This window comes from Halomonas sp. RT37 (genome assembly GCF_040070525.1).
Classification (GTDB): Bacteria; Pseudomonadota; Gammaproteobacteria; order Pseudomonadales; family Halomonadaceae; genus Halomonas; species Halomonas litopenaei.
The window spans coordinates 2,563,400-2,577,837 of record NZ_CP098827.1 but is presented as its reverse complement, the minus strand read 5'-3'; the positions used below and the strand labels follow the sequence as shown (position 1 = coordinate 2,577,837).

At 65.7% G+C, this 14,438-nt stretch carries 10 protein-coding genes; 5 read left to right on the top strand and 5 right to left on the bottom strand.

Annotated elements, in window-relative coordinates; all coding sequences use genetic code 11:
* Positions 1 to 148 precede the first annotated feature (148 nt).
* Entirely contained in the window at positions 149 to 1,114 is a 966-nt protein-coding gene (locus NFG58_RS10880) for a LysR family transcriptional regulator (protein ID WP_083970676.1), read from the top strand.
* A gap of 562 nt (positions 1,115 to 1,676) precedes the next feature.
* Here the strand turns inward: NFG58_RS10880 and NFG58_RS10875 are convergent.
* The 5 genes from NFG58_RS10875 to NFG58_RS10855 form a co-directional block, all read right to left on the bottom strand.
* The gene (locus NFG58_RS10875) at positions 1,677 to 3,254 is read right to left on the bottom strand and encodes an aldehyde dehydrogenase (NADP(+)) (protein ID WP_348826472.1); all 1,578 of its coding nucleotides are present in this window, start codon (positions 3,252 to 3,254) and stop codon (positions 1,677 to 1,679) included.
* 131 nt (positions 3,255 to 3,385) lie between these two features.
* Complete coding sequence (araD1, locus tag NFG58_RS10870; protein WP_348826471.1) at positions 3,386 to 4,402, bottom strand: AraD1 family protein; 1,017 nt, start codon at positions 4,400 to 4,402, stop codon at positions 3,386 to 3,388.
* Positions 4,403 to 4,578: 176 nt separating this feature from the next.
* Entirely contained in the window at positions 4,579 to 5,883 is a 1,305-nt protein-coding gene (locus NFG58_RS10865) for a TRAP transporter large permease subunit (protein WP_287165582.1), read from the bottom strand.
* The gene (locus tag NFG58_RS10860; protein ID WP_348826470.1) at positions 5,883 to 6,590 is read right to left on the bottom strand and encodes a TRAP transporter small permease subunit; all 708 of its coding nucleotides are present in this window, start codon (positions 6,588 to 6,590) and stop codon (positions 5,883 to 5,885) included. The genes NFG58_RS10865 and NFG58_RS10860 overlap by 1 nt, the downstream gene beginning before the upstream one ends.
* A gap of 150 nt (positions 6,591 to 6,740) precedes the next feature.
* Positions 6,741 to 7,775: a TRAP transporter substrate-binding protein gene (locus tag NFG58_RS10855; RefSeq protein ID WP_045994710.1), complete on the bottom strand. Its 1,035-nt coding sequence runs from the start codon at positions 7,773 to 7,775 to the stop codon at positions 6,741 to 6,743.
* Positions 7,776 to 8,016: 241 nt separating this feature from the next.
* Here NFG58_RS10855 and NFG58_RS10850 point away from each other — a divergent pair, with 241 nt between their 5' ends.
* From NFG58_RS10850 to NFG58_RS10835, 4 genes are all read left to right on the top strand, one after another.
* Entirely contained in the window at positions 8,017 to 9,828 is a 1,812-nt protein-coding gene (locus NFG58_RS10850) for an IlvD/Edd family dehydratase (protein WP_253551600.1), read from the top strand.
* A gap of 72 nt (positions 9,829 to 9,900) precedes the next feature.
* Complete coding sequence (locus tag NFG58_RS10845; protein WP_222516729.1) at positions 9,901 to 11,703, top strand: IlvD/Edd family dehydratase; 1,803 nt, start codon at positions 9,901 to 9,903, stop codon at positions 11,701 to 11,703.
* A gap of 514 nt (positions 11,704 to 12,217) precedes the next feature.
* The gene (locus tag NFG58_RS10840; RefSeq protein WP_348826469.1) at positions 12,218 to 13,147 is read left to right on the top strand and encodes a LysR substrate-binding domain-containing protein; all 930 of its coding nucleotides are present in this window, start codon (positions 12,218 to 12,220) and stop codon (positions 13,145 to 13,147) included.
* A 263-nt stretch (positions 13,148 to 13,410) separates the two neighbouring features.
* Positions 13,411 to 14,358, top strand: coding sequence for a Gfo/Idh/MocA family oxidoreductase (locus NFG58_RS10835; protein WP_348826468.1), 948 nt, complete (start codon positions 13,411 to 13,413; stop codon positions 14,356 to 14,358).
* The last annotated feature ends 80 nt before the right edge of the window (positions 14,359 to 14,438 follow it).

The following is a 14,438-nucleotide window of genomic DNA, read 5'->3' as shown; positions in this document are numbered from 1 at the left end:
CTTGCGGAAAGCGCCTACCTCTCTGGTTGCTCTCCCGTTCCTCTGTTGCTGCTGTCTCGTCGTTCTATTGTCAGTGAGGGCAGTCTAAACAGAGCGCTAAAAGAACGGCCAATCCAAGTTTTTGGCCATTTGATAACCTCAGGTTATCATGTGTTTTTCAATCATCGGGATGATGCGCTACATGCCCCATGACAGCGGTATTCACGCCAAGACGTGGCTACGGATCAGGCATATGGTATTGCTGGTCGCCTTGGACGAAAGTCGTAACATGCACGCGGCTGCAAGGCAGCTGAATATCAGCCAGCCGGCGGCCAGCAAGATGCTCAAGGACATCGAGGGATTTCTCGGAATACCGCTGTTTCTGCGTGAGCCCGGGCGGATGGAACCGACCGACGCCGGTGTGACGGTATTGCGCTATGCACGGCGTCTGCTCAACGACACCGATCGGCTGGTCGAAGAACTGGCTTCACTGCGCGAAGGCGGGCACGGTCGGCTGGCGCTTGGCTCGGTACCCGGTGCCGCCCCGGTGATGTTGCCAAGGGCCATGGCGGAGTTGAAGTCGCACCGGCCGCGGCTCGCCATCTCGTTGATCGAGAACTCTAGCGATCGACTGCTGGTGGATCTCGAATACAAGCTGCTCGACGCCGTCATTGGCCGCTACACCGAGCCGTCCCAGCGTCATCTGTTCGACTTTCTGCCGCTCAAGGAGGAGCCGGTGTCGGTGGTGGCGCGACCCGACCATCCGCTGTGTCAGGGGACGCCTGAGTTGGCCGAGGTGGTGCGCTGGCCCTGGGTGCTGCACCCCATGGCGAGCCCCATGCGCGGGTTGTTCGAGGCGGCCCTGGCCGAGGCCGGCGTCGCCTCGCCGCGCAACGTCATCGAGACCACCTCCACCCAGGCCTCGCTTCAGCTGGTGGCGAGTACCGATACCCTGTCGCTGTTGCCAAGCTCGGTGGTCAAGACCACCTTCTCTCAAGGCCGTTTCGCGGTACTGCCGCTGACCATCGGTGAGCCGCTGGGCTACTACGGCGTGCTCACGCGCAAGGGCGAGCCCTGGCCTGAACTACTGACCGAGTTTGTCGCCAGCCTGGTCGGAGAAGAGGATGCGCCCTGAGCAATATCGTAGCCAGGAATGATCGTGGGCGTGAAAGGATGTTTCGGGGATGTCTTGGCCAACAAGTAGGGCGTTTCAGGCCGGCAATGATGACCAGAATATTTGCTGAATAAGCGTGAAATGTCACCGATTATGGATCGGATGTGATTGCAAAGGCAGTAGGGAACGGTAGCGGGAGGGTGTCTGGATAGGTAGTTGGATAGGTGTCTTGATAAGCGACGTGATGTGGGGGTAAGTGTGCCAATAGCCGTCGTTGAATCATGAGCCAAGGCAGTCGTTCACTGCGTGTCTTTATCGGGGGATTCGGACCGCAGGACGATGACAGAAAGACGGGGCTAGAAAGACCAGGGCAGAAAGGCCGGGGCAGAATGACAAGAACAAGAAGACGAGACAGGAGGCGCCGATGATCGGCGCCTCCGTCCGTTCGCTTCAACCATGGCTTCAGCTATGTATTCAGCCAGGTCTTCAGCCAGGTCTTCAGCCATGTCTTCAGCGATGTCTTCAGCAATGGTTACAACTACGTCGGTTCAAGACCCTTGGTTGAAGACGTGTGCCAGGCGGTTTACGCCTCGCGCTTGCCGTCCACCAGGCGGCTGACGTTCAGCGGGTTGCCATCCTTGAGCGCTTGCGGCAGCAGGGCGTCCGGCAGGTTCTGATAGCACACCGGGCGCAGGAAGCGGTGGATGGCGGCGCTGCCGACCGAGGTGGTGCGCGAGTCAGAGGTCGCCGGATAGGGGCCACCGTGGACCATGGCGTGGCACACCTCGACCCCGGTGGGCCAGCCGTTGGCCATCACCCGTCCGGCACGCCGCTCGAGGATCGGCAGCAGGCCACGGGCCGCGTCGATGTCGCCGTCGTCCATCTGCAGGGTCGCGGTCAGCTGGCCCTCGAGCCCCTCGGCCAGTGCCTTGACCTCGTCCAGGTCAGCACACTCGACCACCAGCGAGGTCGAACCGAACACCTCGGCCTGCAGCGCCTCATCATTGAGGAAGTCGCTGGCCTTGGCCACGAACAGGCCGGCCTGGCACTGGTTGGGTCCGTCTCCCTGGGGACCGCGCGCCACTTCACGGGCCTTGTCGCTGCCGCCCAGGGTGTTGACGCCCTGGGTGTAGGCGTCGTGGATGCCCGGCGTCAGCATGGTCTGTGCGCCTGCGCCCTTGACCGCTTCGGCGGCGGCCTCGACGAAGCCGTCCAGCGCCTCACCCTTGACCGCGATCACCAGCCCCGGGTTGGTGCAGAACTGGCCGGCCCCCATGGTCAGCGAGCCGACGAAGGCCTCGCCCAGCTCCTTGCCACGGGCCTTGAGCGCCTCGGGCAGCAGGAACACCGGATTGATCGAGCTCATCTCTGCGTACACCGGGATCGGCTCGGGACGCGCCTGGGCGGTCTTCATCAGGGCGGTGCCACCGCTGCGCGAGCCGGTGAAGCCCACCGCCTTGATCCGCGCGTCGCTGACCAGGCCCTGGCCGACCTCGCGACCGGAGCCGAACAGCAGCGAGAACACGCCTTCCGGCAGTTCACAGCGGGCCACCGCCTTCTGCAGCGCGCGGCCGACCAGCTCCGAGGTGCCGGGGTGGGCCGAGTGGGCCTTGACCACCACCGGGCAGCCGGCGGCCAGGGCGGAGGCGGTGTCGCCGCCGGCCACCGAGAACGCCAGCGGGAAGTTGGAGGCGCCGAACACCGCCACCGGACCCAGTGCGATATGGCGCTGGCGCAGGTCGACCCGCGGCATCGGCTCACGGTCCGGCAGGGCCGGATCGTGACGCACGTCGAGCCATTCGCCGGCACGTACCACCGAGGCGAACAGGCGCAGCTGGCCGCAGGTACGGCCACGCTCGCCCTCAAGACGTGCCTGGGGCAGGCCGGACTCCTGCATGGCGCGCTCGATCAAGGCGTCACCGAGCGCCTCGATCTCGTCGGCGATGGTCTCGAGAAAGGTCGCACGGGCCTCGAGGCCAGTCTCGCGGTAGCTATCGAAGGCCGCCCAGGCCAGTTCGCAGGCACGCTCGACCTCGGCCTTGGAACCTGCCTTGTAGCCAGGCTCGAGGGTCTCACCGGTGGCCGGATTGACGGCGTGGATGGGCTCGCCCTTGGCCTCGACGGCCTGGCTGCCGATCAGCTGCTTTCCTTCCAGAGTCATGTTGGCTCCTTTTCGCTTGCGGGGATGGGGTTGTCGGTTTGCTGTCTGGTACCAGTGTCAACGCCGGCTCGACCTGCGTTCAATGCTCGTGTCGTCATTGTTCGGGACAGTCGAAGCCTGTCTCCGGTCGATTACATCGGCGTGACGCTGGTCTGTTCTTCGTCCTCGGTGGGCGGCGCCAGCGGATTACGCAGTGGACGCCCGAAGGCCGGTAGCTCGATCTCGTAGCGCTCGCCCGGTTTGACACTGACACCGTCGGCGAAGCTCAGGGTGGCGGTGCCGAAAAAATGGACGTGGACGTCACCGGGCCGACGGAAACCTGGGTACTTGAAGTGGTGGTGCTCCAGGTTGGCGATGCTGTGCGCCATGTTGTCCTCGCCGGTCAAGAACGGCTTCTCCCACAGGGTCTCGCCGTCTCTGGTGATACGCGAAGTACCCTCCAGATGAGAGGGTAGTTCACCGATCAGCAGTTCGGGGCCGAAACTGCAGGCGCGAAGCTTCGAGTGGGCCAGCCACAGGTAGTTGTAGCGTTCGGTGATGTGATCCGAGAATTCGTTGCCGATGGCGAAGCCCAGCCGATGGGGGCGGCCCTGATCATCGATGAGGTAGAGCCCGGCGAGTTCCGGCTCTTCGCCTGCATCCTCGGCAAAGGATGGCCAGGGCAGCGGCGCCTCGGGGGCCACCACGCAGTCACCATCCCCCTTGTAGAACCACTCGGGCTGGGCGCCCACCTGGCCTTCGGCGGGCTTGCCGCCCTCGACGCCGAGCCTGAACATGCGCATCGAGTCGGTCAGCTGGGCGTCGTCGGTTTCGGACGAGTCGGCGTGCATGGCGCTGCGGGTATCGGCGCTACCCAGATGGGTCAGGCCGGTGCCGGTGACCAGGCAGTGCGCGGGATCCGGATGGGTCAGCGGCGGCAGTAGCTGACCGCTCTCGACCAGATCGGCGTAGTCGAGGGTCTCGTCACCGAGGCTTTCCTTGAGCGTGGTCGCCAGGCCCTTGCCCTCGGCCAGCGCACGGCGTGCCAGGGTATAGGTGTCGGCGTCGGTCAGTCGCACACGGTCCGGTCCTTCGACCAGGGCGGCCCTGACGCTGCCCTGGTGGCGGCACTGGATGATGCGAAGGGTCTCGGGGGTGTCATGATGCATGGCGATATCCTTGCGTGACGTGGGCGCCTTGTCCCGGTTCACGGTTGGCCCCAGAGGCATCTTACGCCTCTGGGGTGGTGTATGGTCAACATACAAAGGTATGGGTTGACGTTATGGAAAGGTGGCTTTGCTGGCGTCTAGCCTGGCGCCTGGTCCCGGAGAGGGGCCGATCCGCGTCATTGCACCAGCCACATGGCCATCTCGGGCCACACCAGCAGCGCCGCGAGTACACATAGCTGCAGGGCGATAAAGGGCAGCACCGAGACGAAGATGTCCTTGAGGCTGATCTCCGGTGGCGCCACGCCCTTCAGGTAGAAGGCCGCGGGTCCGAACGGCGGCGACAGGAAGGACACCTGCATGTTCACCGCGAACAGGATGCCGAACCAGATCGGGCTGTAGCCCAGCTGCACGATGATCGGCACGAAGATCGGCAGGGTCAGCATGGCCACCCCGATCCAGTCGAGGAACATGCCGAGCACGATCAGGATCGCCATCATCACCAGGATGATCACGATGGGCGAGACGTCCAGATCCATGATCATGCCGGAGATGAAGCGGTTGCCGCCCATCAGGTTGTAGACCCCGACCAGGGCGGCGGCACCGATGCCGATCCAGATGATCATGCCGCAGGTCACCAGGGTCTGGGACAGGCTCTGGTGCATCATCGAGAACGAGAACTCGCCCCGGGCCAGCACCGCCAGCAGCACGCCGAACACGCCCATGGCCGCCGCCTCGGTGACCGAGGCCACGCCACCGTAGATCGAGCCCAGCACCATGAAGGCGATCAGTGCCGGCACGATGATCGAGCGCAGCGCGGCACCCTTGGAGGCGAAGCCGGCGTTGCGGTCCTCCTCGCTCATAGGCGGGCCCATGGCGGGGTTGCGCAGGCAGCGCACCAGCACATAACCGATGTAGGACAGCATCAGGATCACCGCCGGGGTGATCGCCGCGGTAAACAGGTCGGCGATGGAAACGCTGGCGATCAGGCCGTAGATGATCAGCACGATGGACGGCGGCATCATGGTACCGAGCGCCCCGCCGGCGCAGACCACGCCGATCGACAGGTGCTTGTCGTAGCCGAGGCGGAGCATCTGCGGCAGCGCCAGGATGCCGAGCAGCACGATCTCGCCGCCGATGATGCCGGACAGCGCGGCCAGGAAGAAGGCCACCACCACGGTCTGCACGGCGACGCCCCCGGGCAGTCGCCCAGCGAACACCCGCATGGCGTTGAACAGATCCTTGGCGATGCCCGATCGGTCGAGCAGCGAGGCCATCAGCACGAACATCGGCACCGCCACCAGCGAGTACTCGGTGACGAAGCCGTAGACCCGGCTGGTCACCAGCGGCAGGGCGTTGGGGCCGAACCAGCCGAAGGTAAAGGCCAGCGCCACCAGGCCGGTGATAAAGGCCAGCGGCAGGCCGGTGACCAGCAGCGCGAAGATGGCGCCGACCAGCAGCAGGGTTCCGTCTGCGATGCTCATCAGTCAGCGCCTCCTTCGGGTGCGTCGGGGGCGGGCTTGCCCTTGATCGACTGGATCAGGTGAATCAGCGCCTGGACGCACATGATCGCCACCGCGGCGAGGATCATGCCCTTGACCAGGGCCGGGAACGGCGGGTTCCAGGAGGTGCCGGAGCGCTCCAGCTGCCACTCGCCGAGGGGGTTGTGGGAGGCGCCGTAGAACATCACCCAGGCGGCGTAGGTCATGCCCAGGCAGAAGCCGAAGGTGACCAGGTCGTTGAAGCGGTCGAGCCACAGCCGGAACCTCGGGCCCACGGCGTCGTAGAGCACCTTGACCCGGATATGGCGGTTGGAGGCCAGCGCGGCCGGGCCGCCGAGACAGAAGCTGACCGCCACCAGCATGACCACGCTCTCGTGGACCCAGGAGGTGGGCGCGCCGAAGCCGTAGCGCATGATCACCTCATAGACGCTGATGGCCATGGCGATGAACACCAGCCAGGCGGCGAACTGGGCCACCCGGACCACGCCACGATCGAAACGACTGCGCACCACATCGGGGGCACGCTCGGGCGTCCTGTCCGCCGACGGGTCGGGGTTCGGGCCGCGAGAAGGCTCGGGTGAAGGATCATGCGAAGGCTCGTGCGAAGGCTCTTGTGACGGATCAGGCGGCCGCCCGGCGCCGTCATGTGGCGATCCGGCGAGGGTGTTGTGGGAGGAGGGAGGCGTCATGGTTGCTCCAGGCCGCTGGCGGCGTTGGTCAACAGGTTGAAGGTCACGACCACGGGTGCGGTCAGCAAGTCGTCACGGAGCTGCCCCCCGGTGTCAGCAGGCTGGACCGGGGGGCAGGGCCCCCATCGGGGGCAGGACGGCTGGCGAGGCTTACAGTTGGCCGCGGGCGGTCAGGAAGCCGGTGGCGGCGTCGTAGACCTTCTGGGTCATCTCGTTCTTGCCGGCCCACTCCTGCCATTCCTGTTCAGCCGCCTGACGGAAGGCCTTGCGTTCTTCGTCGGGCAGGTCGAACGGGTGAACCTCCGGGTCCTCCTGGAGACGGGCAAGCGCTTCGATGTCCTGGGCCTTGAGTCGGGCGATCAGGTCGTAGGCCATGGCGTCGAAGGCGGTCTCGAGGGTGGTCTGAAGGTCTTCGGGCAGGCCGTCCCAGATATCCTTGTTCACCGATACCGCGATCATCGGCATGGAGTGGAAGCCCGGGTACAGCGGGTAGGGCGCAAAGGCGTGGAGGCCCTGGGCGTCGTTGTTCGACAGCACCGTGGAGTCGGCGGCGTCGATCACGCCCTTCTCAAGGCCGGTGTAGACCTCGGAGCCCGGCAGGTTGACCGGCGTGGCGCCGATGCGCTCGAAGATGTTGTAGACCATGCCCTGGGGCGCACGGATCTTGAGTCCCTCGAAGTCTTCCAGCGACTCGATGGCCACCGTGGACGGGATCGACTCCAGCGGGAAGGTCGCCGCCGCCACCAGATGGGCGCCGTAGGGCTCCACCAGCTCGTTGTAGAGATCCTCGCCGCCGGCGTTGTTCATGAACTCGAGGAAGTCATAGGGGTCGTTCCAGGCGCCCACCAGGTTGCCGAGCATGCCGAAGGCCGGGTTCTGGCCGGAGAAGTAGCTGGGGTCGGTCATATGGCCCTGCAGGATGCCGGAACTCACCGCCTGCAGGGTTTCGGTGGGACCTACCACCGAGTTGATCGGCAACACCTCGATGGCCACACGGCCATCGGTCATGGTCTCGATGCGCTCGGCCCACTCCTGCTTGATCTTGAAGCTCGGCTCGCCGGCGGTCTCGGAGGCCTGGAAGGTCCACTCGTATTCAGCGGCCTGGGCACTGGCGGCAGCAGTGATGGCGATGGATGCCGCACCGATGGAGGCGGCAAGACGGGAAAGCCTGGGGATAGCTCGCATGGTCGATCTCCCTGATGAGAGCGTGATCGTTATTGGTGTGGCGGCAAGTCTTGACCGAGTCGTGAGTATGTTCAACATATACTTTCGTATGTGTGTACTTTGTGGCGCCCGCGACGTAGGCTTGCCCAGGACCCGACGAGCGGGTCGGTATTCGCCATGACGTCAAAGGCCAGCGATTGGCCCGAGACAGCAGGCAGACCGGTTGCCGCTCGCCCCGTGACAGAGTTGAAGGAGCCAGGCAATGGCCGATAGTGATCAGGATTCCCCAAGCGTGGGTGTCGAGGCAGCAAGCGACGAAGCGGCGACCGAAGTGCCCCGGAAGGCACGCTTTCGTAGCGCCGAGTGGTTCGGCAGTGCGGACAAGAACGGCTTCATGTACCGCAGCTGGATGAAGAATCAGGGGATTCCTGACCACGAATTCGATGGCCGCCCGATCATCGGTATCTGCAACACCTTCTCCGAGCTCACACCGTGCAACGCCCACTTCCGCAAGCTGGCCGAGCACGTCAAGAAGGGGGTGCTGGAGGCGGGCGGCTACCCGGTGGAGTTCCCGGTGTTCTCCAACGGCGAATCCAATCTGCGTCCCACCGCCATGTTCACCCGCAACCTGGCGAGCATGGACGTGGAGGAGGCCATTCGCGGCAATCCGCTGGACGGCGTGGTGTTGCTGACCGGCTGCGACAAGACCACTCCGGCGCTGTTGATGGGGGCGGCCAGCTGCGACATCCCGGCCATCGTGGTCACCGGCGGGCCGATGCTCAACGGCAAGCACAAGGGCCGGGATATCGGCTCCGGCACCGTGGTCTGGCAGCTGTCCGAGGAGGTCAAGGCAGGCAAGATATCGATCCACGACTTCATGGCCGCAGAGGCCGGCATGTCACGCTCCGCCGGCACCTGCAACACCATGGGCACGGCCTCCACCATGGCCTGCATGGCGGAATCGCTGGGGGTGTCGCTGCCCCACAATGCGGCGATTCCTGCGGTGGACTCGCGCCGCTATGTGCTGGCGCACCTGTCGGGCAATCGCATCGTCGACATGGTCAAGGAGGACCTGCGGTTGTCTCGGGTGCTGACCCGGGAGGCCTTCGAGAATGCCATTCGCACCAACGCCGCCATCGGTGGCTCGACCAATGCGGTGATCCACCTCAAGGCGATCGCCGGACGCATGGGCGTCGAGCTCGAGCTCGATGACTGGAACCGGGTAGGGCGTGGCACCCCGACCATCGTCGACCTGCAGCCGTCGGGGCGCTTTCTGATGGAGGAGTTCTACTACGCCGGCGGGCTTCCGGCGGTGCTGCGGCGCCTCGGTGAGGCAGACCGCCTGCCCCACAAGGAGGCGCTGACGGTCAACGGCCAGACCCTGTGGGACAACGTCAAGGATGCGCCGCTCTACAACGATCAGGTGATTCGTGAGCTGGACAACCCGCTGGTGGACGACGGTGGCATGTGCGTGCTGCGCGGCAACCTGGCGCCCAAGGGAGCGGTGCTCAAGCCCTCGGCGGCGAGCCCCGAGCTGATGCGTCACCGTGGTCGCGCGGTGGTGTTCGAGAACTTCGACGACTACAAGGCGCGGATCAATGACCCGGATCTGGAGGTCGATGCCGACAGCGTGCTGGTGATGAAGCACTGCGGTCCCAAGGGCTACCACGGCATGGCCGAGGTGGGCAACATGGGCCTGCCGGCGAAGCTCCTGGCCCAGGGCGTGACCGACATGGTGCGGATCTCGGACGCTCGCATGAGCGGTACCGCCTATGGCACCGTGGTCCTGCATGTGGCGCCGGAGGCGGCGGCCGGCGGTCCCCTGGCGGCGGTAGAGAACGGCGACTGGATCGAGCTGGATGCCTACGACGGGCGTCTGCATCTGGACGTCGACGAGGCCGAGCTCGAGCGGCGCCTGTCCGCCAGCGATCCCACCGAGGCGTCGCGCCGTATCGCCTCCAGCGGCGGCTACCGTCAGCTCTACATCGAGCACGTGCTGCAGGCCGATGAAGGCTGCGACTTCGACTTTCTGGTGGGCTGTCGTGGCGCGGACGTTCCGCGACACTCCCACTGAGCGCTCCCGACCTTCGCACCCAATGGCAGACCGTTGCCGCTCGCATGCCGGCGGCAACCGCAGGAGAACACCATGACCCAGCGCCCCCGCCTTACCCCCGACCAGCTGCGTTCCCGCTGGTGGTTCGACAACCCCGACCACCCGGGTACCACTGCGCTGTGCATCGAGCGCTACCTCAACTACGGGGTGACCCTCGATGAGCTGACCTCGGGCAAGCCGATCATCGGCATCGCCCAGTCCGGTTCCGACCTGACCCCCTGCAATCGTCACCACATCGAGCTGGTCAAGCGGGTCAAGGACGGTATTCGCGCCGCCGGCGGGGTGCCCTTCGAGTTTCCCCTGCATCCGATCCACGAGAACGTGCGCCGGCCCACGGCGGCGCTGGACCGCAACCTGGCCTACCTGGGCCTGGTGGAAGTGCTGCACGGCTACCCGCTGGACGGCGTGGTGCTGACCACCGGCTGTGACAAGACCACCCCGGCCTGTTTGATGGCGGCGGCGACGGTCAACATTCCGGCCATCGTGCTGTCCGGCGGCCCCATGCTCAACGGCTGGCGGGGCAACGAGCGGGTCGGCTCCGGCACCATCATCTGGGAGCTGAGAAAGCGCCTGGCCGCCGGCGACATCGACTACGCCGAGTTTCTTGCCCGGGCCAGCGACTCGGCGCCTTCGGTGGGCCACTGCAACACCATGGGCACCGCCTCCACCATGAATTCCATGGCCGAGGCGCTGGGCATGAGCCTGCCGGGGTCGGCGATGATTCCCGGGCCCTACAAGGAACGCGCGATGGTCGCCTACGACACCGGCCAGCGCGCGGTCGAGATGGTATGGCAGGACCTGCGCCCGCTCGACATCCTGACGCGCGAGGCGTTCGAGAACGCGGTGGTGGTGTGTTCGGCGCTGGGGGGATCGTCCAATGCGCCGATCCACGTCAACGCCATCGCCCGCCATGCAGGCGTTGCGCTCGACAACGACGACTGGCAGCGGCTGGGCCACCGGATTCCGCTGCTGGCCAACGTGATGCCGGCGGGTGCCTACCTGGGTGAGGAGTTCCATCGTGCCGGCGGGGTGCCGGCGGTACAGCACGAGCTGCTCGAGCGCGGACTGCTGCACGGCGACGTCACCGGCGTCGACGGTCGTCGCCTGGCCGACAGCATCGCGGGCCGCGAGACCCTGGACGAGGAGGTCATTCGACGCTTCGACAATCCGCTGGTCGAACACGCCGGCTTCCTGAACCTCAAGGGCAACCTGTTCGACTCGGCGCTGATGAAGACCAGCGTGATCTCGCCGGACTTCCGCCGGCGTTTTCTCGAGAACCCCGACGACCCGGAGGCCTTCGAGGGCCGGGTGGTGGTGTTCGACGGCTCCGAGGACTACCACGCCCGCATCGACGATCCCGAACTCGGTATCGACGCCAGCACCATCCTGATCATGCGAGGGGCGGGGCCGGTGGGCCACCCTGGCGGTGCCGAGGTGGTCAACATGCAACCGCCGGAGGCGCTGATTCGCCAGGGGATCGAGTCGCTGCCGTGTCTGGGCGACGGACGCCAGTCGGGGACGTCGGGGTCGCCCTCGATCCTCAACGCCTCGCCGGAAGCCGCCACCGGCGGGCCGCTGGCGCTGGTCCAGACCGGCGATCGACTACGCGTGGATCTGGGACGCTGCGAGGTCCGCCTGCTGGTGGACGATGACGAAATCACCCAGCGTCGACAGCGTCTCGACGCCCAGGGCGGCTATCCCTATCCGGCCCACCAGACGCCGTGGCAGGAGATCCAGCGCACCCTGATCGAACCACTGGATCGCGGCATGACCCTGCGCGGCGCCGACGCCTACCGTGACGTGGCGCGCCAGAGTCCGCCCAGGGACAATCACTGAACGACGCACGTCAACCCGTGCTGATACCGCCAGCCAGCCCGCCCCCGTCGTTGACGGGGGCGGGCTGTTTTGTCGGTGGGTGCCCGGGCAAGTTGACGGGCAGGGTGTCGGATCAGGTTCGTTCGTCATGCCGGCGCAAGGCTCGCCTGACCCAGCGCTCCAGGGTCGAGATCAAGCCCAGCGGCGGAGAGCATGGCAGCACGATCTCGGGTAGCCGAGTCGAACGTCTGCGTCTGCGATCATGCTGGTGCAGGGGAGGATCAAAAGGGCGCATGGTCTACCTCCAGAGTGTGGTTCAACCACCGTCTGCACGGGGTGGCCAGTTCGCAACGTTGGCGCGCGGGCAGGCGGTGAGACGTCGTCGCTGTTCGCGCTCGCAGGAAGCGCATGGCGCACCTCCTTGCGTCCTGTCCCGATCGGTATCGGGATGTCTGCCAGCATGGTCGTCCTCTGTGGTTCATTCCAGCGAAAGTCTCTACACTTTATTTTCAGATAAATTGAAAATAGTAGTGACATGCACAGCGACCATTTGAGCGCACGTCCGTTGCCGCTGCTGGATCTCGACATCGTCCGCAACTTCGTTGCCATCGTGGAACATGGCAGCTTTTCCCGTGCGGCAAAACAGGTGCATCGCACACCCTCTGCCCTGAGCATGCAGGTCAAGACCCTCGAGGCGACGCTCGAACAGCGGCTGCTGCTGCGCCATGCGCGTCGAGTGGTGCCGACGCCCGAGGGCGAAAAGCTTTTGGGCTATGCCCGGCGTCTGTTGCAGCTCAACCACGAGACGGTCTCCCAGTTTCTGCAGGCGCCGCTGCAGGGCGGCGTTCGCCTGGGCACCTCTGACGACGTCGGGACCCGGGTACTGCCGTGGGTGCTTTCGCGGTTTGCGCGGAGCTTTCCCGAGGTCCAGGTGGACGTGACCGTGGCGCCGAGTGAGGATCTGGTGGCGCGGCTGGACGCCGGCGAGGTCGACGTGGCGCTGATCACCGCCGGCACGCAAGGCCTGGCTGGCGCCCGGGGTGAGGTGGTCCACCGGGAAGCGCTGGCATGGGTTGGACGCGGAGGAGGGGCGGCGCACCAGCGGCGACCGCTGCCGCTGGCGGTGGCCAACGCCGGCTGTGCCTGGCGAAAGCTTGCCCTGTCGGCGCTGGATGGGGCCAATGTCGACTATCGCATCGCCTACGTCAGCGAGAACTGCGCCGGCCATCTGGCGATACTCGACGCCGACCTGGCGGTGTCCGCCTTGCCTCGCAGCCTGGTGGAGCCGCCACTGGTCACCCTGGCAGAGTCCGAAGGGCTGCCACCACTGGGGCACTATCAACTGGTGCTGTTGCGAACGCCAGGGGCAACCGCTGCGGTCGATGCCCTGGCCGAAGAAGTGGCCTCGGCGTTCAAGCAGTGGTCAAGCTCCGGCGCCCACCGCCCCGGCCTGCTGGGTGGCTGAACCCCCTGCTCCGACGGCAGACCGTCTGGCCTGGCCCTGGCGCCTGCTCTTGCCCTTGTTCTTGCGTTAAGCTGGCGGCCTTTCGTCGGCCCGCTTGACGGTGGCGTGCGTCGACGGGAGGAAGGCAAGAGAGGGGGGGGAGAGGAAAGAGAGCCAAGAGAGCCAAGAGAGCCAAGAGAGGCAGGAAAGAAGACGGGGGCGCTGATGGAGATGGAAGAGATGGATGAGGGGAAAAGTTGGAGGAGAGGGGAGAGATGGAGCAGATGAAAGCGAAGCCGTTTCGACTGGGCGTGGCCGGCGCCGGCAAGATCGTCCGAGACCAGCATCTGGACGCCATCCGTGCCACCGAAGGACTTGAGCTGGTGGCGTCGGCGGACCCTCATTCGCGCCTGGATGGCGTGGCGTCCTACGCCAGTCTCGAGGAGATGCTCGACGCCGCGCCGGATATCGACGCCGTGGCGATCTGCACCCCTGCCCATCTGCGCCACAGGCTCGCCAGTCAGGCGCTGGCCCGTGGCAAGGCGGTGCTGTTGGAAAAGCCGCCGGGTGCCACCCTGGCCGAGGTGCAGGACCTCAAGGCACAGGCCGAAAAGGTGGGACTTACGCTGTTCGCCGCCTGGCACTCGCGCTTTGCCCCGGGCATCGCCGCGGCCGCTGACTGGCTCGCTGGACGCCGGGTCGAGGGCGTCGATATTCGCTGGCACGAGGACGTGCGGGTGTGGCATCCAGGCCAGGCCTGGCTGTGGGAAGCCGGCGGCATGGGGGTGTTCGATCCGGGCATCAACGCCCTGTCCATCGTTGCCGCACTGCTGCCCGATCCGTTCTTCTTGAAGCGGGCCAATCTGGTGGTGCCCGCCAACGCCCAGACACCCATCGCGGCGACGCTTGAATGGCGTACCGCCGATGGCGTCCTGCTGAGCGGTGACTTCGACTTTCGCCACGAGGACCCGCCGTGCTGGGAGATGACCTTCGTCACCGATGGGGGAACCTTGACCCTGGAGGCGGGGGGCGCCCGTCTTATCGTCGATGGTGAGACCCTGATCGATGAGCCGGAGCGCGAATACCAGGGGGTCTACGCGCACTTCCACAGCTTGCTCGAGGCTGGCCACAGCGATATGGACATCACGCCGCTGCAGCAGGTGGCCGACGCCCTGATGCTGGGGCATCGTCAGGCCACCGAGGCCTTCGTCGACGATGATGGCAGCGCCTGAACACGACACTTCGCGTCGATCTCTCGATGACCCACGACGCCGTCGCTCACCTGGTGTGAGCTGAACCCTTCAGAAGCAGC